Source organism: Streptococcus sp. 68, assembly GCF_013277415.1.
In the GTDB taxonomy this organism is placed as follows: Bacteria; Bacillota; Bacilli; order Lactobacillales; family Streptococcaceae; genus Streptococcus.
In genome coordinates this window covers 65039-82015 of the sequence record NZ_VMMX01000012.1, presented here as the reverse complement: position 1 = coordinate 82015, position 16977 = coordinate 65039, and the positions used below count along the sequence as shown (strand labels likewise).

Here is a 16977-nt window from a genome sequence, read left to right as displayed (position 1 = left end):
TCGATCCCGTTAACTCCCATTTTAGCGGGTGTAGTTTAGTGGTAAAACTACAGCCTTCCAAGCTGTTGTCGCGAGTTCGATTCTCGTCACCCGCTTTGAACTTTGTTCTTTGTACCAAGTTTTCAACTTGGGCGCGTAGCTCAGGTGGTTAGAGCGCACGCCTGATAAGCGTGAGGTCGGTGGTTCGAGTCCACTCGTGCCCATAGTGTTTAGTCCATTACTAGAGAATTGAAACATTATCTTTTCACTAAGAGGACACGGGCTTGTTCCCGTATAAACTATTTTGGAGGATTACCCAAGTCCGGCTGAAGGGAACGGTCTTGAAAACCGTCAGGCGTGTAAAAGCGTGCGTGGGTTCGAATCCCACATCCTCCTTTTATATCAACGCGGGATGGAGCAGCTCGGTAGCTCGTCGGGCTCATAACCCGAAGGTCGTAGGTTCAAATCCTGCTCCCGCAATAAGGCTCGGTAGCTCAGTTGGTAGAGCAATGGATTGAAGCTCCATGTGTCGGCGGTTCGATTCCGTCTCGCGCCATTTATATATTTTGGAAGGGTAGCGAAGAGGCTAAACGCGGCGGACTGTAAATCCGCTCCTTCGGGTTCGGGGGTTCGAATCCCTCCCCTTCCATTTTACGGGCATAGTTTAAAGGTAGAACTAAGGTCTCCAAAACCTTCAGTGTGGGTTCAATTCCTACTGCCCGTGTTAATAGAATTATGGCGGGTGTGGTGAAGTGGTTAACACACCAGATTGTGGCTCTGGCATGCGTGGGTTCGATCCCCATCACTCGCCTATTTTATATTATTGGGGTATAGCCAAGCGGTAAGGCAAGGGACTTTGACTCCCTCATGCGTTGGTTCGAATCCAGCTACCCCAGTTACTATTTGCCGGCGTGGCGGAATTGGCAGACGCGCTGGACTCAAAATCCAGTGTCCGCAAGGACGTGCCGGTTCGACCCCGGCCGCCGGTATAGTATAGACTTAGGAACGTTGTTATTCTTCGTTCCTTTTTGTATTATTTTTTGTATAATAATAGTTATTAAAATTTGATTTAGATTAAGAAAGAGTAGGATAGTATGTCTCGTTCTATCGATTTATTAAAACATCGGTATTTGAAAAATATTAAAGAAAATCCTGAATTGTTTATTGGAGTTGAGCTGGAATATCCTGTTGTAAACTTGGAAGGGGATGCTACAGATGTTGAAGTTATCAAGTACTTATTCCGATATTTAGTTTCTTCTTTTGATTTTACTGTCGAAAAGGTAGATGATTTTGGCAATCCGATCCAGTTAGTAGATCCGATAAGTCAGGATGCTATTTTGTTTGAAGTTTCCTATAGTACGATTGAGTTTGCATTTGGTAAGGCAGAAACAATTCAAGAGGTTGAAGAACGTTTTAGTATTTATATGGAAGCAATCCAGAAGAAGTTAGCTGAATCAAATCATGCTATTGTTGGCTGTGGTATTCATCCCAACTGGGATAAAAATGAGAATTGTCCAGTGGATTATCCACGCTATCAGATGTTGATGGACTATTTGAGTTTGAGTAGGAATGTGACTGAGTCAGACTTACATCAATTCCCTGAATATGGTGCTTTTATCTGTGGGAGTCAGGTTCAGTTGGATGTTTCAAAGTCTAACTACTTACGGGTAATTAATGCTTTTACTCAAATTGAAGCAGTAAAGGCTTATTTATTTGCAAACTCTGAGTTTACAGGTGAGGATTGGGATACGAAAATCTCAAGGGATATTTTCTGGGAAGAATCCATGCATGGTATCTATCCAGAAAATGTCGGGGTCAATGCTAGACTCTTTAAAGATGAGGATGATTTTTTTGATTATCTAGATCATTCTGCAATTTTTACTGCGGAACGTGATGGACAAACCTATTATTTTTATCCGATTCAGGCTAGGGACTATTTGGCTACATCTGAAATCCAAGCATATGCGCTTAATGGGGATGAGATTATTATTTATCCTCAAGAGAAGGATTTTGAAACTCATCGTAGTTACCAGTACCAAGACTTAACGACTCGAGGAACAGTTGAGTTTCGTAGTGTGTGTACACAGCCACTTGATAGGACTTTTGCTTCTGCAGCCTTTCACTTGGGATTGTTGGTTAATTTAGATAAGTTAGTAGCTTACTTAGAAACAGCACCTTTCTTTAAGAAATTTGGTTGTGATTATAAGTTTTTAAGACGACAATTTTCTAAGAAAAAGCTTACAGATGAGGAAGGAACTACGATTATTGAATTTTCCAAAGACTTACTTATCCTATCTGAGGAAGGACTGGAGATGAGAGATAAGCAAGAAATGATTTATTTAGATCCTTTGAAGAAAGAATTGGGGTTATAATTTTTGTTATAAAGCGAGAATTTTCTGAAAAATCATGATATAATGGAAGAGACTATAGATAAAGGATAGAGAGTAATGACATTAGTTTATCAATCAACGCGTGATGCGAAAAATACAGTAACTGCCAGCCAAGCTATTTTGCAAGGTTTGGCGACGGACGGTGGTTTGTTTACACCGCTTACTTATCCAAAGGTAGATTTGGACTTTGACAAATTGAAAGATGCTTCTTACCAAGAAATTGCCAAGCTTGTTTTATCAACCTTTTTAGATGACTTTACAGCTGAGGAGTTGGACTATTGTATCGACAATGCCTACGATAGCAAATTTGATACTCCAGCTATTGCGCCTTTAGTGAAATTAGACGGGCAATATAACTTGGAACTCTTCCATGGTTCAACGATTGCCTTTAAGGATATGGCCTTGTCTATCTTGCCATACTTTATGACGACTGCTGCTAAGAAACATGGCTTGGAGAACAAAATCGTCATTTTGACAGCGACATCTGGTGATACTGGGAAAGCTGCTATGGCTGGATTTGCCGATGTACCTGGTACTGAGATCATCGTCTTTTATCCAAAGGATGGTGTCAGCAAGGTTCAAGAGTTACAAATGACCACTCAGACTGGTGGCAATACTCATGTTATAGCCATTGATGGTAACTTTGATGATGCGCAAACAAATGTGAAGCATATGTTCAACGATGTGGCTCTTCGTGAGAAGTTGGCAGCCAACAAGTTGCAATTTTCATCGGCTAACTCTATGAATATTGGCCGTTTGGTGCCACAAATTGTCTACTATGTTTATGCCTACGCTCAGTTGGTCAAGACTGGTGAGATTGTGGCTGGTGATAAGGTCAACTTCACAGTACCAACAGGAAACTTTGGAAATATCTTGGCTGCTTTTTATGCTAAGCAAATTGGTCTCCCAGTTGGTAAATTAATCTGTGCTTCAAATGACAACAATGTTTTGACAGACTTCTTTAAAACTCGTGTCTATGATAAGAAACGTGAGTTTAAAGTAACAACTAGTCCATCTATGGATATCTTGGTATCTTCAAATTTGGAGCGTCTCATTTTCCATCTTTTGGGGAATGATGCTGAAAAGACAGCTGAACTTATGAATGCCTTGAACACGCAAGGACAATATGAGTTGACAGACTTTGATGCAGAGATTCTTGAACTATTTGCAGCTGAATATGCGACTGAGGAAGAAACAGCAGCAGAAATCAAGCGTGTTTATGAGTCAGATTCTTATATCGAGGATCCACATACGGCGGTTGCCTCAGCAGTTTATAGAAAATACCAAGCGGCTACTGGCGATGTGACTAAGACGGTGATTGCTTCAACAGCTAGTCCATACAAGTTCCCAGTAGTTGCAGTAGAAGCGGTAACAGGGAAAGTTGGCTTGACTGACTTTGAAGCCTTGGCTCAATTACATGAAATCTCAGGCGTTGCAGTGCCACCAGCAGTTGATGGCCTTGAAACAGCTCCTGTTCGTCACAAGACAACAGTGGCAGCTACTGATATGCAAGCAGCGGTTGAGGCTTATCTAGGACTTTAAGACAGAGGGAGTAAACTCGGTTGGGAAACCAACTGAGTTTCTTTTCATCAGGAGGAGAGATTGTTTAAGAAAAATAAAGACATTCTGAATATTGCCTTGCCAGCTATGGGCGAAAACTTTTTGCAAATGCTCATGGGGATGGTGGACAGTTATTTGGTTGCTCATTTAGGATTGATAGCTATTTCAGGTGTATCAGTAGCTGGCAATATTATCACGATTTACCAGGCGATTTTCATCGCTCTGGGAGCTGCTATTTCCAGTGTTATTTCAAAAAGTTTGGGGCAGAAGGATAAGGCTAAGCTAGCCTATCATGTGACTGAGGCGTTGAAAATTACTTTACTCTTAAGTTTCCTTTTGGGAGCTTTGTCTATCTTCGCTGGGAAAGAGATGATAGGACTATTGGGAACGGAGAGGGCTGTAGCTGAGAGTGGTGGACTGTATCTATCTTTGGTAGGCGGATCGATTGTTCTTTTGGGCTTGATGACCAGTCTTGGTTCCTTGATTCGTGCAACGCATAATCCACGTTTGCCCCTCTATGTTAGTTTTTTATCCAATGTCTTGAATATTCTCTTTTCCAGTCTAGCTATTTTTGTACTGGATATGGGGATAGCGAGTGTTGCTTGGGGGACTATTCTGTCTCGTTTGGTTGGTCTTGTGATTTTGTGGTCGCAATTAAAGCTGCCTTTTGAGAAACCGACTTTTGGTTTAGATAAGGAACTATTGACTTTAGCTTTGCCAGCAGCTGGAGAGCGACTTATGATGCGGGCTGGAGATGTAGTAATCATTGCCTTGGTTGTGTCTTTCGGGACAGAGGCAGTGGCTGGAAATGCAGTCGGGGAAGTTTTGACCCAGTTTAACTATATGCCTGCCTTTGGTGTGGCTACAGCAACAGTCATGCAAGTGGCTCGAGCGGTTGGAGAAGATGATTGGAAAAGAGTCGCTAGTTTGAGCAAGCAAACCTTTTGGCTCTCTCTGGTCCTCATGTTGCCCTTGACCTTCAGTATCTATGCTTTGGGTATACCACTAACTCATCTCTATACAACTAATTCTCTAGCGGTGGAGGCTAGTGTTCTAGTGACACTTTTTTCACTACTTGGAATCCCTATGACGATAGGAACAGTCATCTATACAGCAGTCTGGCAGGGTTTGGGCAATGCTCGGCTTCCCTTCTATGCGACAAGTATAGGAATGTGGTGTATCCGCATTGGAACAGGGTATCTGATGGGGATTGTTTTTGGTTGGGGCTTGTCTGGTATTTGGGCAGGAACTCTCTTGGATAATGGTTTTCGCTGGTTATTTCTACGCTATCGTTACCAGCGCTATATGAGCTTGAAAGGATAGGAAATGCAAAAAACAGCTTTTATTTGGGATTTAGACGGGACTTTATTGGACTCTTACGAAGCGATTTTGTCAGGAATTGAGGAAACTTTTGCTCAGTTTGCTATTCCTTATGATAAGGAGCAGGTGAGAGAGTTTATCCTCAAGTATTCGGTGCAAGATTTGCTTGTGCGGGTGGCAGAAGATAGAAATCTGGATGTGGAAGTGCTAAATCAGGTGCGTGCCCAGAGTTTGGCTGAGAAGAATACTCAAGTAGTTTTGATGCCAGGTGCGCGTGATGTGCTAGCTTGGGCAGACGAATCAGGAATTCAGCAGTTTGTCTACACTCATAAAGGAGATAATGCTTTTACCATTCTAAGAGACTTGGGTTTGGGATCTTATTTTACAGAGATTTTAACCAGTCAGAGTGGCTTTGCGCGCAAGCCTAATCCAGAAGCGGCTACCTATCTGATATACAAGTATCAGTTGAATTCTGAAAAGACTTATTATATAGGAGATCGAACTCTGGATGTGGAATTTGCCCAGAATAGTGGGATTCAAAGTATCAACTTTTTAGAGTCGACTTATGAAGGAAATCACAGGATTCAAGGGTTAGCAGATATTCCTTACATTTTTGGGGATTGGGAACGATAAGATTGTGTCAGTTTTGTGACAGAGACCTAACAAACTGTTTCAAGTAACCGAGTTTGTTACAAGGAGCAGACAGTTCTGTTAAATAGGCCCGAGAGGGCTTTTTTTCTGCATTTTTTGTGTTATGATAGACAGGTACTCATTTGAAAGGAATTTGAAAGAATGAAGAAAAGAATGTTATTAGCCTCAACAGTAGCCTTGTCATTTGCCCCAGTATTGGCAACTCAAGCAGAAGAAGTTCTTTGGACTGCCCGTAGTGTTGAGCAAATCCAAAACGATTTGACTAAAACAGACAACAAAACAAGCTATACCGTTCAGTATGGTGACACCTTGAGCACAATTGCAGAAGCCTTGGGTGTAGATGTCACAATTCTTGCGAGTTTGAATAAAATCACTAATATGGACTTGATTTTCCCAGAAACTGTTTTGACAACGACTGTCAATGAAGCTGAAGAAGTAACAGAAGTTGAAATCCAAACACCTCAAGCGGCTTCTAGTGAAGAAGTGACAACTGCTACAGCAGATTTGACAACCAATCAAGTGACCGTAGATGATCAAACTGTTCAAATTGCAGATCTTTCTCAACCAATTGCAGAAGCGCCAAAAGCGGTAGAGACTACAAGTGCAAAAGAAGTAGCAACAAGTTCAGAAGTTACAGAGACAGTGACTACTGCAGAAGAAGTGGCATCATCTACAAACACTTCTACGTCAACGGAGCAAACAGTCAAAACAAGCAGTCCAGTTGAAGAAGCAACTCCTCAGGCAACGACTCCAGCTGAGAAAGATGAAACTCAAGCAAGCCCTCAGGCTGAGTCAACAGTGGAAACAACTACAACTCCAGTAGAAGAAAAAGCAATAGAAACAACTGCAACAAGTTTAGAAGAAGTAAAAGAAGTAGCATCAAGTGAAGCTACACCAGCAGTTTCTACTTATCAACCAGAAGAGAAGAAAACAGTTTCAACAACTTACGCAGCTCCAGCTGCGCCCGATTATGCTGGACTTGCGGTAGCGAAATCTGAAAATGCAGGCCTCCAACCACAAACAGCTGCCTTTAAAGAAGAAATCGCCAACTTGTTTGGCATCACATCCTTTAGTGGTTACCGTCCAGGAGACAGCGGAGATCACGGAAAAGGTTTGGCTATCGACTTTATGGTACCAGAAAGCTCAGAACTAGGGGATAAGATTGCAGAATACGCTATTCAAAATATGGCTAGCCGTGGCATTAGTTATATCATCTGGAAACAACGTTTCTATGCTCCATTCGATAGCAAATATGGACCAGCTAATACTTGGAATCCAATGCCAGACCGTGGTAGCGTGACAGAAAACCACTATGACCACGTTCACGTTTCAATGAATGGATAAACCAGATTTGATAATATCATTTTGACGAATGAGATCTAGCTTTCGTGATAGGAAGCGAGTTTCGTTCGTTTTTTCTTTTTCAATTTGAATGGGAAATAGAAAGTTACCATCTTGTTGTAATGATTCAAGCATGATTCTTGCAATCTATTTTACTTTGTATTATACTTGATTAGTCAACTATTGATAAATCAATAAAAGAGAAGAAGAAATGTTAGAGATTCAAGATTTACTGTATCAACTCCGCTTGTCTGAGCAAGCGAGTACGCAATTGTTTGAAAAAAGGCTTGGGATTAGTTTGACACGGTATCAGATTTTATTATTTTTACTGAAGCATTCCCCTTGTAATCAAATAGCGGTTCAGGAGCGTTTGAAGATTGATCAAGCTGCCTTGACACGACATTTCAAGATTTTGGAAAAGGAAGGTCTGGTGGAGCGTCATCGCAATCCTGAAAATCAACGAGAAGTGTTGGTAGAGACTACGAAGTATGCCAAGGAGCAGTTAGTGGTGAATCCCCCTCTGCAGCATATCAAGGTTAAGCAAGCGATGGAAAGTATCTTAACAGAGTCTGAAAGAACTGAACTCAGCCGTTTATTAAATAAATTGGTTTTGGGTATTGAAAATATAGAAATTTAAGGAGAAATAGGTGTCAATTATGACAATCATTTTAGCAACGGTTGTTGCTTTGGAGCATTTTTACATTTTTTATTTGGAAAGTATTGCAACGCAATCAGATGCGACTAGTCGTGTCTTTAACATGGAAAAGGAAGAACTGGCTCGTCCGTCAGTAAGTTCATTGTTTAAAAATCAAGGGATTTATAATGCTCTGCTAGGAGTCTTTCTCTTGTATGGAATTTATTTCTCACAGAATTTAGAAATTGTGACTATTTTTGTTTTATTTGTGATTGGGGCGGCGACTTATGGCTCTTTAACAGCAGATAAGAAAATTATTTTGAAGCAAGGTGGACCAGCTATTTTGGCCTTGATTAGTATTTTACTCTTTAAATAAATTTGAAAGGCGGTACTAGTCTCGCTAGTCCTTTTCACTCCAGAATAAGGGAAATATGTTATACTTGTTTTTAAGAAAAAAGTCTCATTGAATTTGTTTTGAGGAGTTAGAAATGAAAGTATTAGTGACAGGTTTTGAGCCCTTTGGAGGGGAAAAGGTCAATCCAGCTTTGGAGGCCATTAAAGGTTTACCAGCTGAAATCCATGGTGCTGAGGTTCGTTGGTTAGAAGTGCCAACAGTCTTTCACAAATCGGCCCATGTATTGGAAGAAGAGATGAACCATTATCAACCTGACTTTGTCCTTTGTATCGGCCAAGCAGGTGGAAGAACTAGCTTGACGCCTGAACGAGTGGCCATTAATCAAGACGATGCACGCATTCCTGATAATGATGGTAATCAACCGATTGACCTTTCCATTCGCCCAGATGGTGCTTCGGCCTACTTTAGCAGTTTGCCGATTAAAGCGATGGTTCAAGCTATAAAAAAAGAGGGCTTGCCGGCCTCTGTTTCCAATACGGCAGGGACTTTTGTCTGCAATCATTTGATGTATCAGGCACTCTATTTGGTAGAAAAGAAATTTCCACATGTTAAGGCAGGTTTTATGCATATTCCTTATATGATGGAACAGGTGGTGAATCGACCGACTACCCCAGCTATGAGTTTAGTGGATATTAGGCGAGGGATAGAAGCGGCAATCGGCGCCATGATAGAACATGGAGATCAGGATCTCAAGTTGGTAGGCGGAGAAACTCATTGATAGAAAAAAGCTTGAGGGAAAACCTTCAAGCTTTTGGACGTTTTCGAGCCAATACTGCTCGGTAAAAAATCATTTTATTAATTTGAATGTAGGGTAGGAGTGAAAAACTAGCCCTACCAGGGGTAGTTTAGTTGGTATTTTTTACTAAGTGCTGCTCTAAGTACTGCTCTATAAAAGCTGATTTTAGTACATTGGATATAAGGTAGGAGTAAAAAACTAGCAATGCCAAAGGTAATCCAATTGAGGAAGTACCAAGGAAGAAGCTGTAAGTCTAGGACAAAGTGCTGGAACTTGTAGCCCTTCATAAAGGAACGGCTAGTTTTTAGGATTCGTCTTGGTGAGGCCTGTCCTAGGTCTAGACTATAACAGAGAAGAAATTCCACCTGTGAATAGGCATAATACTGTGGAATATAGAGGATATTTCCTACAATGATCAAGATGAGACTTGCAAGAAAGTAGAGTCCAAAGACCATGAGGAAACGCTCGGTTTCAACTGATGAGAGATCTAGATTTGGAAACTCAGGATGTAGGGGGACGAATTTTTTGGCTAAAAAGCTACTATAAAAGAGGAAGTAAATCCCAAGTAAATTAGGGATACTCCATAAAAAGAGATAGAAACGTTTGAGAAGTAGGGTCAAAAAGGTTTGAGAAAAGCGCTCCTCATCAAAGAGAGCTAGGCTGTTTTTTACAGATGGCTCCGTTTTAGAATCTTTCATGAGTGTCAGTGTTGCATAGACGGAACTGGTCAAAAGAACAGTCCCGATAAAGGAGACTAGTAGAGGAAAGAGGTAGGCTTGAAGTATTTGACCAAGTATGCTGAAAAATGGCTGTTCTAAAACAGTCCCGTGGATCCGAGATAAGGGATTAAGAAAACCAGATAAGATGACCAGCATACTGGGAAGGATATAGAGGAGAAAGAGACGGGGGGTGTCAGCCTGAAAATGTTTTGACTCCTGACGAATTGTTTTTAAATCAATTTTTGGATAGTTCATTCTCTTATTATACCATAAGTGAAAAACGTTTACAAATAGTTATCATCACTTGTAAATAGTTGAGTTTTTACTTATTTTTCGTTAAAATCATTTTCGTTAATTGCTATCATTTTTTTTAATCGTATTCATCATCGTATTCACTTTTGCCCGCATAGTTGAGAAGGTTCCAACTTAAAGTTCAATAGTTGACAAATAGAAAACTGTGATTACTCACGGTCTTTTTTTTAAAAAATAAAATAAAAAAACTCCATCAAAACTCTTGACTTTCTCGGTATACCGTGATATAATATAATCAAGATAAGGAAAGGGGGTGATGAAGTTGAACAAAGAAGATTGGCTTAGGTTACTTGAAAAGGCAATAGACAATATTCCTGAAACAGTAACTGCTATCGCAAGTCTAGTGACCGCAATAACGGTCGCAAGGCAAAACAAAAAGCGTAAACCGAAATCCCGCAAAAGAAAAAGGTAAACGCTAAGAGGTTGGGGCGAAAGCCCCTCACACCTCTATTTTATCAAATGGAACGAGGAAATGCAATGGTTAGTGCAATAGCTATTTTTATAATTGCAATTAATGTATACATTTATCTAAAAAACAAAAAGGACAAATAAGATGAGAAAAGTTATTCAAGAATTGTTAGACAGTTCGATGTCTACATCTGCTATTTCGCAAGGCGCTGGAGTTCCATGGACTACCGTTTCTGACCTCAGAAAAGGAAAAACAAGTATGGACAAAATGGCACTTCTCACAGCGGAAAAACTTTATGAATTTGCTACAACTGATAAGCAGTGATTTCGGTCACTGTTTTTTTATTTTTAACAAAACACCGTTTTTGACAATAATACCCTGCCATTACTCCTCCCTATTCTTCAAGAAAACGCTTTTTTGAACAATAGGATTTAGATTTTGATTTCTAATCGTTCAAAATGCGTGTTTTTGCAAAATAGAAATACAAACTCTAATTTTGTTAACGTCAACAAAATTGACAACCAAGCGCTTTGTGAAGCTATTTGTTGATGTCAACAAGTCAATTTCAGAGCAAACAAAAAAACCGCAAGCCTGAGCCTGCGGTGAAAGAACATTTTAGAAAGTTTCCTTTCTATTTATTTAACTGTAATCAAGCCTTCTGGCTCTACTGTGAATTCTGGCTTATCTGCCAGTGTTCCATCTGGTTTAATGTAGTACCAGCCTTTTTTATCAGCTGATTGGATAAAGGAATTTGATACCATGGCGCCTTCTTTAGCGTCTAGGTAGTACCATGTGTCCTTGTATTTGACCCAACCTGTCTTCATGGCACCCTCTACGTCGAAATAATACCACTTATCAGCGATTTTCTTCCAGCCTGTCGCCATTTCGCCAGATTGGTCAAACCAGTACCAGTTGCCGTCTGTGTGCTGCTTCCAGCGATCTGCAAGCATGTAGCCTGAACCGTCGAAGTAATACCAGGTTCCGTTGACCTTCTCAAACTTGTCTTTTGGATAAGAGCCATCTGAGTGTACGTACCAGTAGCCTGTATCGTTTTTCTTCCAGCCTGCTTCAATTGTCAAGCCGTTTTCAATATCCTGCTTGAACTGTTCACGGCTGATGCCCCATTTCGCAAGATAAGGATACGGGTCAACGTGGTCTGAGTTGTTGTTAGGCTGGTTATTGGTACAGTATTCATGCGTCTTGATACCTGCCAAGTCGTCTGTGTCAAGAGTCTTCGGCAAGCCTGCTTCATCTGCTAGATTGCGTAAGAGTTCGATATACAGACGGTAGTCTGTCATGAACTCTTCCTTAGTTGAATGGCTTTCAATCAATTCAACTGCTGCATAGGTCTCAGCATTCCAACCGCCACCAACATCCCACGAGCCGTTATTTACAGAACCTACCTGCATGACACGTCCGTTTCCGACCACATGAGAAAAGAACCCAAGTTCAGGGTCCTTTCTGTAGTGGTAGTCTGCCTCATTCTGAGCTGTTGAGTTGCGGTTGCCTGTTGAGTGAGCATGCACTTGTCTATAAGGTTGCACTCCGACTTGTGGCAAGCCTGTACGTAGTCTGCTTGTATCGATATCCATTACTCTTGTCCTTTCCAAGCGTCATTCATCTGCTTAACGGCTGACTCTACAAAGGTATCCAAGCCCTTGTCGGTCATGCTGATGTTATATTTGAGCAGCTCTGCACGGATTTTAGCGCGAGCCTGTGCCAGTTTTTTATCACCTTTATAACCTGTCTCAGCAGCCACCTGCTCCACGGCATGAACTGCGTTCTTGGCTAGGATTTCAGCGATAATAACCGCTTTTTCTCCGCCTTTTCGCAAAAGATAATCTTTTACTGTTTTTACCATACTGCCTGCGACTACCGCTAAAAAGCCTGTCGCAAAAGCGATAATAAATTCATTAAATTGTGTCATATGTTTTTCCTTTCTATTTTGGTTCATACACATCATAGATAGTATGGGGGTCTTTCGTTCTGATAGCTTCATATTGAGCCTTTGTACCAACCCAATATTTCAAGGCTTGCCCACCGTTTTGGTTGATGATGTTTTGGCCGGGCGCTCCGTCACGTCCTCTAGCGCCATCAGCGCCTCGTGCACCAGCTGGACCTGTTGCACCGTCACTGACATTATCAAGACGTGTGCTAGCAGCTGCTTTAATGCCGTTGTGCGTTACAACTATGTAGACCTCAAACCAGCCACCAGAGCGCTGAGTAGCATTCCACTGACCAAATTTACCATTTGCATCAGGCGTTTGATTTCTCAAAACACCCCAGCTATTATTGCCAAAACCACGGTAGTAATAATCAAGAGTATAGCCACTGGTTAACCGTGTCCCGTCATAGTAGACGTCCGCGATCAAATTCAACTGACTAGTCGCACCGTTTCGATAGCTTCCTTCGATACGTACATTGGCATTTAAGCTATGCCCATTTTCCCCTTTTAAGCTTTCTCTCTGACTGGAGGTCAGATTGTCAAATGACGGGCGATTTTCCAAGGCGGAAATCCTAGCCTTGATGGGGATATCATTGTACAACTCCCATTTTTGGGCATAAGTAGACAAGTCTTGGTGGGAGGTCAAGTAGCCTTTCTCTTCCAGCTCCGCTTTTGTAACGAGGGTTTCTGGATTGACTCTCGGTCTACTCTCAAGAGAGTCCAGTCTTTCCTGGACTTCCCTATCCTTTAACTCTGAATCTTCTTTGATCGCCTTGACATCCCTACCAATAGCTGTTGCTAGATTTTCAAGGTTACTCATAGCACTCACGCTTTCGCTGCGTTATAGGTTGCGACCAAATCAACATTGGCAATCTGGTCTACACGTCCGCTGACTTCAGTTACTTTGCCAAGAAGTGCGCCGTTTTCGTCTTGCCCCATGCTCGTGATTTTTTCTGCGATTTCTTTCAACGTATCAAGATTTTCAGGCGTTCCCTCACCCAAGATTTCAGCCTTAACCTCGGATTTAGCACGGGTAATTGCTTGGTTCATGTCAGACGTGCTGACTTTCGTTTTCAGCTCTTCGTTTACCTTTTTGTTATCTTCCCCCACTGCCTGCGCGAATGCTGTTAATTTTGTAGTATCCATTTTGTGTTACACCTTTCCTAAATTGTAATAAAAGAGCAGGTCTGGCAATTCATGACCTGCTGGGCTCTCGCCTACAGTTCTACCTGCAAGCTGTTTTTCGACTTCTTTTGCAATATCCAGCTCTTTTAAAGCATGGACTTCTTCTGTGACCAATTCCTTATCTGAGGCGACTATCTGGATATGGACAGATTTATCACTGGGGAAAACATAGCCTCCAGCCGTGATTTCCAAGCGATAACTCCCAATGGGCAAGATAGCGTCCAGATGAAAACTCACACCTTGACTGGTAACAGCTACCTGCTTCTTCCACTGGTAGCCCTCCTTGGTCAGACTGATCAGCGCCTCCTCCCCTTCCAGAGAGGAGATGACTTGGTAGTCTTCGTCTAAGAGGGCAAAACCAAAGGTGGAAGCCAAGTCCCCTTGCTTAATCAGGTGACCGCCGTCAATCTGTGCGAGATTGGTCATATTGAGATTACAGACCATTCTGCACCTCTTTCTTTACTGTTTACTTTGTATCAAGGTTTTCAGTTCTCTCACATCTTCGCCTAGCGATTTGACCTGTTCAGCCAGCACCAGAATAGCCTTGTTTTGTTCGTCATGGTTATCCAGCCTTTTGTTAGCCGACATTCGAAATTCGCGTAAGTTCTCAATATCTTTTTCTATGGCTGTAATGCGATTTTCCTGTTTGGTTGCCCTGTCCTTCATGGAAAAGTACAAGACAACCACAGGAATCAGAGAAAAGAGAAACCGAATCAATAAGTGCTCAATCTCTGTCATAAGCACCTCGCTAGTTTGCCAGATGGCTCAAACCACGGCGCTTCAATTCCTTGCGCACACGGTCTTTCCAGCGTTTATGTACCCATGAAAAGTCAACTGCTCCACGTTCCAGTAGGTTGATGTACATGTCGATTTTTGCTTGGTCTAGTGTAATCTTACTCATTGTTGCTACCTCCATTGTCTTCACTAGGGCTCTCTTGGTTTGTCGTTTCAGAAATGTCATCTTCTTTCTCGCTTTCTTTGTTATCTTCTACCGCTGGGGTTGGTTGTGTAGGTGCTTCTGCTACTGGTTGTTCAGTAGTTGGCTGCGCTGGGGCTGGTTCATCAGCTTGGTTTTCTGTGTCCGTAACCTGAGGGGTGTCCTCCTCTGCCTCCTCTTTCTCCTCCTGGTCAGACTCTCCTTGAGCTTCCAGCTCTTCCAATCGTGCTAAGATATCCTCAATATCCTGAGCATTCTGGAGATTGACCTTCTGCATGCCATCCATGAGTTGGTTGGCTTTCTCCAGCGCTTCCGTCGTTTTAGCCAACTGTTCTTGCGTTTTAGCCAATTGTTCTTGGTTTTTGACAATGGCGCTAGTTGGGTCAAGTTCGGTACGTAGAATCTCTTTGACTGCTTCAATGAGCGTTTCGTCCGTGTCACCCAAGCGGTCACCCTCTAACTCACGAGTGAAAAAAGTAAACGGCTTGTCGCATTGAATAGAGACTTCCGTCTTGTCAACTCTAAAAAATTTATTTACTAATACAAATTCCATATTAAATTACCTCTTTCTATCTTTTTTTACCGTAATATAAAACATGATTTCCTTTGTTCGCTAACATTATAAAATTATCTCTATCAGTCGAATTCTTAAACGTAATCATTTCATATTGGTAATTATCCACACGAGTAGTCCATCCCTCATCATGAGTGGTATGCGAATCTTTTTGAACCATTGTCACTTTTGACGGGAAAAATGTTTCATTTCCAACTTTTATCATGACTACTCTTTCTAATGTTTGTGCTCCGTAATCTTGATATCTATTTTCACGGTTAGATTATTTAACGGTCGTATAACCATCATTGTTCCAATCACCATAAATATTAGTACCCAATAGTATATATCTATTTTTCTCCCAAACCAGCCTACTACCCACGTATCTTTGGACAATTTCATATCCTCCAACATAGATTCCTTCTCTTGTAGCCATAGCATCACCTACTCGTACACATCATAGATTGTGTTGGGGTCTTTGGTTGAGAGTGCATTGTATTGATATTTAGACCCATACCAATACTTCATATGCTGATTCCCATTTTGGTTAATCAGCTTGTTAGCAACTACTTCGGACGGTGTACTTGGAATTCCAAGCGCAGACCTATTTACTCGTAAAACACCCGAACTATCGACTGTAATCGTTGAGTTATCCGGTCGCACCACACCAGCCTGCCCACTAGTTGCAGTCTTTGCTTTCATCACACCATTTGACACTTCTGTTGTCTGATTATCCGGTCTGACGATACCGTTTGAGTTTGATGTAGCTACTGATATAGCTGATTGTGGTGTTGTAAATGTTCGTTTCAAAGTGGACACAAGAACTTTCTTTAATCCTGCTCCACTGTGAACTAGCACCACATCTCCGTCTGATACGTTGGATAACGTTGGCAAATCAGTAGCTTTCCTAACTTGGTTACTCATAATTACCATTCATCTATTCCTCCCTTTCTACTATTTGGTATTTCCAATCAGCTACGACTAAATTGTTGTTTTCGTCACCTAGCAATACATTAGCATTATCTTCAGCCTTGATTGGTATATAGAACGCATTCTGTAGTACCATTTCTTCTAGCAATGACAATCGTTGTTCTTGCTCGGCGACTTCTCTTTTAGTCGCTTCATGGTCTGTATAACTGGCTTGCCTTACGTTGTCTACGTTACCTAGTCCCACTTGTTGTTTCGTAACATTGTGTGGGTTGTTTCGGTTGTTGATGTGACTAGTTAGGTCAACTTTCTCAGCCTTACTTTTGGTGAACTCGTCAATCTTTTCAGGCAGACCATCGATATCTGCTACCTTGTGCCTGTGGCTTGAATCGGCTTTCCCATTCCAGCGAGTCCGTTCTTGGTCAGAAACGTGACGGGCAGCATCTCTAATATGATTATCGATGTTGGTTTGTAGCTTTCTTTCTGTCGCCTTCAATTCAGGGACAGTTGCATAAACCAAGTCAGTCGCATTGTATTGAATGGTAATCTGACTATTCTTACTAATAGTCGTATTGAAATCATAATCTCGATATACATAAGCAGATGTTTTAGGTGGAATCACATCCCCCTGTTCTGCCCAAGTATACATGTACATGAATTCTTCATGATTTCCACGTTTTGCAAACACACCGATTTCATTGATAATCATTTCACGCTCAATCCGCGAATTATCAAACCTCGCTGTGAGACGAATCGTGTCAGCTACATCCGTCGATAAAGACTGCGTGACTTGCAAAGAATGAACTATTTGAGCTACATCATTCTTCTTGCCAGCGTCTGTCTGATGCCGACCACTCCCCAGAGCTATTCGAGTAAAGACCAGCGGTTCTCTATTTTGAATTGCTAAGGCTGTTTCGCTGATTGCTTTATCAGTCACAATAGGTTGGATAAAATATCCCATTTA

The 16977-nt window shown here is 41.6% G+C and carries 23 protein-coding genes, 10 tRNA genes and 1 pseudogene; 20 read left to right on the top strand and 14 right to left on the bottom strand.

Annotated features, from left to right (window positions below):
- Positions 1-24 precede the first annotated feature (24 nt).
- The 18 genes from HT720_RS08020 (at position 25) to pcp (ending at position 9008) form a co-directional block, all read left to right on the top strand.
- Positions 25-95: transfer RNA gene (locus HT720_RS08020), tRNA-Gly, on the top strand.
- Positions 96-129: 34 nt separating this feature from the next.
- A tRNA-Ile gene (locus tag HT720_RS08015) sits at positions 130-203 on the top strand.
- 82 nt (positions 204-285) lie between these two features.
- A tRNA-Ser gene (locus HT720_RS08010) sits at positions 286-375 on the top strand.
- 10 nt (positions 376-385) lie between these two features.
- Positions 386-459: transfer RNA gene (locus HT720_RS08005), tRNA-Met, on the top strand.
- Positions 460-462: 3 nt separating this feature from the next.
- Positions 463-535, top strand: a tRNA-Phe gene (locus HT720_RS08000).
- Between the two features lie 12 nt (positions 536-547).
- Positions 548-628: transfer RNA gene (locus HT720_RS07995), tRNA-Tyr, on the top strand.
- 4 nt (positions 629-632) lie between these two features.
- Positions 633-703, top strand: a tRNA-Trp gene (locus HT720_RS07990).
- A gap of 14 nt (positions 704-717) precedes the next feature.
- Positions 718-790, top strand: a tRNA-His gene (locus HT720_RS07985).
- A gap of 13 nt (positions 791-803) precedes the next feature.
- Positions 804-875, top strand: a tRNA-Gln gene (locus HT720_RS07980).
- 9 nt (positions 876-884) lie between these two features.
- A tRNA-Leu gene (locus tag HT720_RS07975) sits at positions 885-968 on the top strand.
- 105 nt (positions 969-1073) lie between these two features.
- Complete coding sequence (locus tag HT720_RS07970) at positions 1074-2351, top strand: gamma-glutamylcysteine synthetase (RefSeq protein WP_173275506.1); 1278 nt, start codon at positions 1074-1076, stop codon at positions 2349-2351.
- A 75-nt stretch (positions 2352-2426) separates the two neighbouring features.
- Positions 2427-3911: a threonine synthase gene (gene thrC / locus HT720_RS07965; protein WP_173275504.1), complete on the top strand. Its 1485-nt coding sequence runs from the start codon at positions 2427-2429 to the stop codon at positions 3909-3911.
- A gap of 60 nt (positions 3912-3971) precedes the next feature.
- On the top strand, positions 3972-5252 hold the full coding sequence (locus HT720_RS07960) for an MATE family efflux transporter (RefSeq protein ID WP_173275500.1): 1281 nt from the start codon (positions 3972-3974) through the stop codon (positions 5250-5252).
- A gap of 3 nt (positions 5253-5255) precedes the next feature.
- A complete protein-coding gene (locus HT720_RS07955; protein WP_173275497.1) occupies positions 5256-5882 on the top strand; it encodes an HAD family hydrolase in 627 nt (208 codons plus the stop codon).
- Between the two features lie 159 nt (positions 5883-6041).
- Positions 6042-7244 carry a LysM domain-containing protein gene (locus HT720_RS07950; RefSeq protein WP_173275494.1) on the top strand — a complete coding sequence of 401 codons (1203 nt, stop codon included), beginning with the start codon at positions 6042-6044 and terminating at the stop codon, positions 7242-7244.
- A gap of 208 nt (positions 7245-7452) precedes the next feature.
- Positions 7453-7878: a MarR family winged helix-turn-helix transcriptional regulator gene (locus HT720_RS07945; protein WP_173254939.1), complete on the top strand. Its 426-nt coding sequence runs from the start codon at positions 7453-7455 to the stop codon at positions 7876-7878.
- A 10-nt stretch (positions 7879-7888) separates the two neighbouring features.
- A complete protein-coding gene (locus HT720_RS07940) occupies positions 7889-8251 on the top strand; it encodes a DUF1304 family protein (protein ID WP_173275491.1) in 363 nt (120 codons plus the stop codon).
- 112 nt (positions 8252-8363) lie between these two features.
- Positions 8364-9008 (top strand): pyroglutamyl-peptidase I, encoded by a 645-nt coding sequence (gene pcp, locus HT720_RS07935; RefSeq protein ID WP_173275487.1) that lies wholly within the window; start codon positions 8364-8366, stop codon positions 9006-9008.
- Positions 9009-9033: 25 nt separating this feature from the next.
- Here the strand turns inward: pcp and HT720_RS07930 are convergent.
- Positions 9034-9132, bottom strand: a pseudogene (locus HT720_RS07930) (beta-carotene 15,15'-monooxygenase); the annotation flags it as partial.
- Positions 9122-10000, bottom strand: coding sequence for a DUF975 family protein (locus HT720_RS07925; RefSeq protein WP_173275484.1), 879 nt, complete (start codon positions 9998-10000; stop codon positions 9122-9124). The pseudogene HT720_RS07930 and the gene HT720_RS07925, both read right to left, overlap by 11 nt.
- A gap of 319 nt (positions 10001-10319) precedes the next feature.
- Here HT720_RS07925 and HT720_RS07920 point away from each other — a divergent pair, with 319 nt between their 5' ends.
- Together HT720_RS07920 and HT720_RS07915 are read left to right on the top strand one after the other, a co-directional pair.
- Positions 10320-10469: a hypothetical protein gene (locus HT720_RS07920; RefSeq protein WP_162489709.1), complete on the top strand. Its 150-nt coding sequence runs from the start codon at positions 10320-10322 to the stop codon at positions 10467-10469.
- 141 nt (positions 10470-10610) lie between these two features.
- Complete coding sequence (locus HT720_RS07915) at positions 10611-10790, top strand: hypothetical protein (RefSeq protein ID WP_023937752.1); 180 nt, start codon at positions 10611-10613, stop codon at positions 10788-10790.
- A gap of 311 nt (positions 10791-11101) precedes the next feature.
- On the opposite strand, the gene HT720_RS07910 is transcribed toward HT720_RS07915, so the two are convergent.
- Genes HT720_RS07910 through HT720_RS07855 form a run of 12 tightly spaced genes read right to left on the bottom strand, consistent with a single transcriptional unit; the run spans position 11102 to position 16974 of the window.
- Positions 11102-12058, bottom strand: a complete 957-nt coding sequence (locus tag HT720_RS07910) for an N-acetylmuramoyl-L-alanine amidase family protein (RefSeq protein ID WP_173275481.1) — start codon at positions 12056-12058, stop codon at positions 11102-11104.
- Entirely contained in the window at positions 12058-12393 is a 336-nt protein-coding gene (locus HT720_RS07905) for a phage holin (RefSeq protein ID WP_173275478.1), read from the bottom strand. Before HT720_RS07905 ends, HT720_RS07910 begins: the two co-directional genes overlap by 1 nt.
- A 13-nt stretch (positions 12394-12406) precedes the next feature.
- Positions 12407-13231, bottom strand: coding sequence for a collagen-like protein (locus HT720_RS07900; RefSeq protein ID WP_173214580.1), 825 nt, complete (start codon positions 13229-13231; stop codon positions 12407-12409).
- A gap of 5 nt (positions 13232-13236) precedes the next feature.
- Positions 13237-13557 carry a hypothetical protein gene (locus tag HT720_RS07895; RefSeq protein WP_173214578.1) on the bottom strand — a complete coding sequence of 107 codons (321 nt, stop codon included), beginning with the start codon at positions 13555-13557 and terminating at the stop codon, positions 13237-13239.
- Between the two features lie 6 nt (positions 13558-13563).
- Positions 13564-14040 carry a hypothetical protein gene (locus tag HT720_RS07890; RefSeq protein WP_173275475.1) on the bottom strand — a complete coding sequence of 159 codons (477 nt, stop codon included), beginning with the start codon at positions 14038-14040 and terminating at the stop codon, positions 13564-13566.
- Between the two features lie 15 nt (positions 14041-14055).
- Positions 14056-14334, bottom strand: a complete 279-nt coding sequence (locus tag HT720_RS07885; protein WP_049512689.1) for a hypothetical protein — start codon at positions 14332-14334, stop codon at positions 14056-14058.
- A 10-nt stretch (positions 14335-14344) separates the two neighbouring features.
- Positions 14345-14497, bottom strand: coding sequence for a hypothetical protein (locus HT720_RS07880; RefSeq protein WP_000036642.1), 153 nt, complete (start codon positions 14495-14497; stop codon positions 14345-14347).
- Positions 14490-15086 (bottom strand): hypothetical protein, encoded by a 597-nt coding sequence (locus tag HT720_RS07875; RefSeq protein WP_173275473.1) that lies wholly within the window; start codon positions 15084-15086, stop codon positions 14490-14492. The genes HT720_RS07880 and HT720_RS07875 overlap by 8 nt, the downstream gene beginning before the upstream one ends.
- Positions 15087-15102: 16 nt before the next feature.
- Positions 15103-15312 (bottom strand): hypothetical protein, encoded by a 210-nt coding sequence (locus tag HT720_RS07870; protein ID WP_173275470.1) that lies wholly within the window; start codon positions 15310-15312, stop codon positions 15103-15105.
- 57 nt (positions 15313-15369) lie between these two features.
- Positions 15370-15522: a hypothetical protein gene (locus HT720_RS07865; protein ID WP_173275467.1), complete on the bottom strand. Its 153-nt coding sequence runs from the start codon at positions 15520-15522 to the stop codon at positions 15370-15372.
- Between the two features lie 8 nt (positions 15523-15530).
- A complete protein-coding gene (locus HT720_RS07860) occupies positions 15531-16019 on the bottom strand; it encodes a hypothetical protein (RefSeq protein ID WP_173275464.1) in 489 nt (162 codons plus the stop codon).
- A 4-nt stretch (positions 16020-16023) separates the two neighbouring features.
- Positions 16024-16974, bottom strand: a complete 951-nt coding sequence (locus HT720_RS07855) for a hypothetical protein (RefSeq protein ID WP_173275462.1) — start codon at positions 16972-16974, stop codon at positions 16024-16026.
- Positions 16975-16977 lie beyond the last annotated feature (3 nt).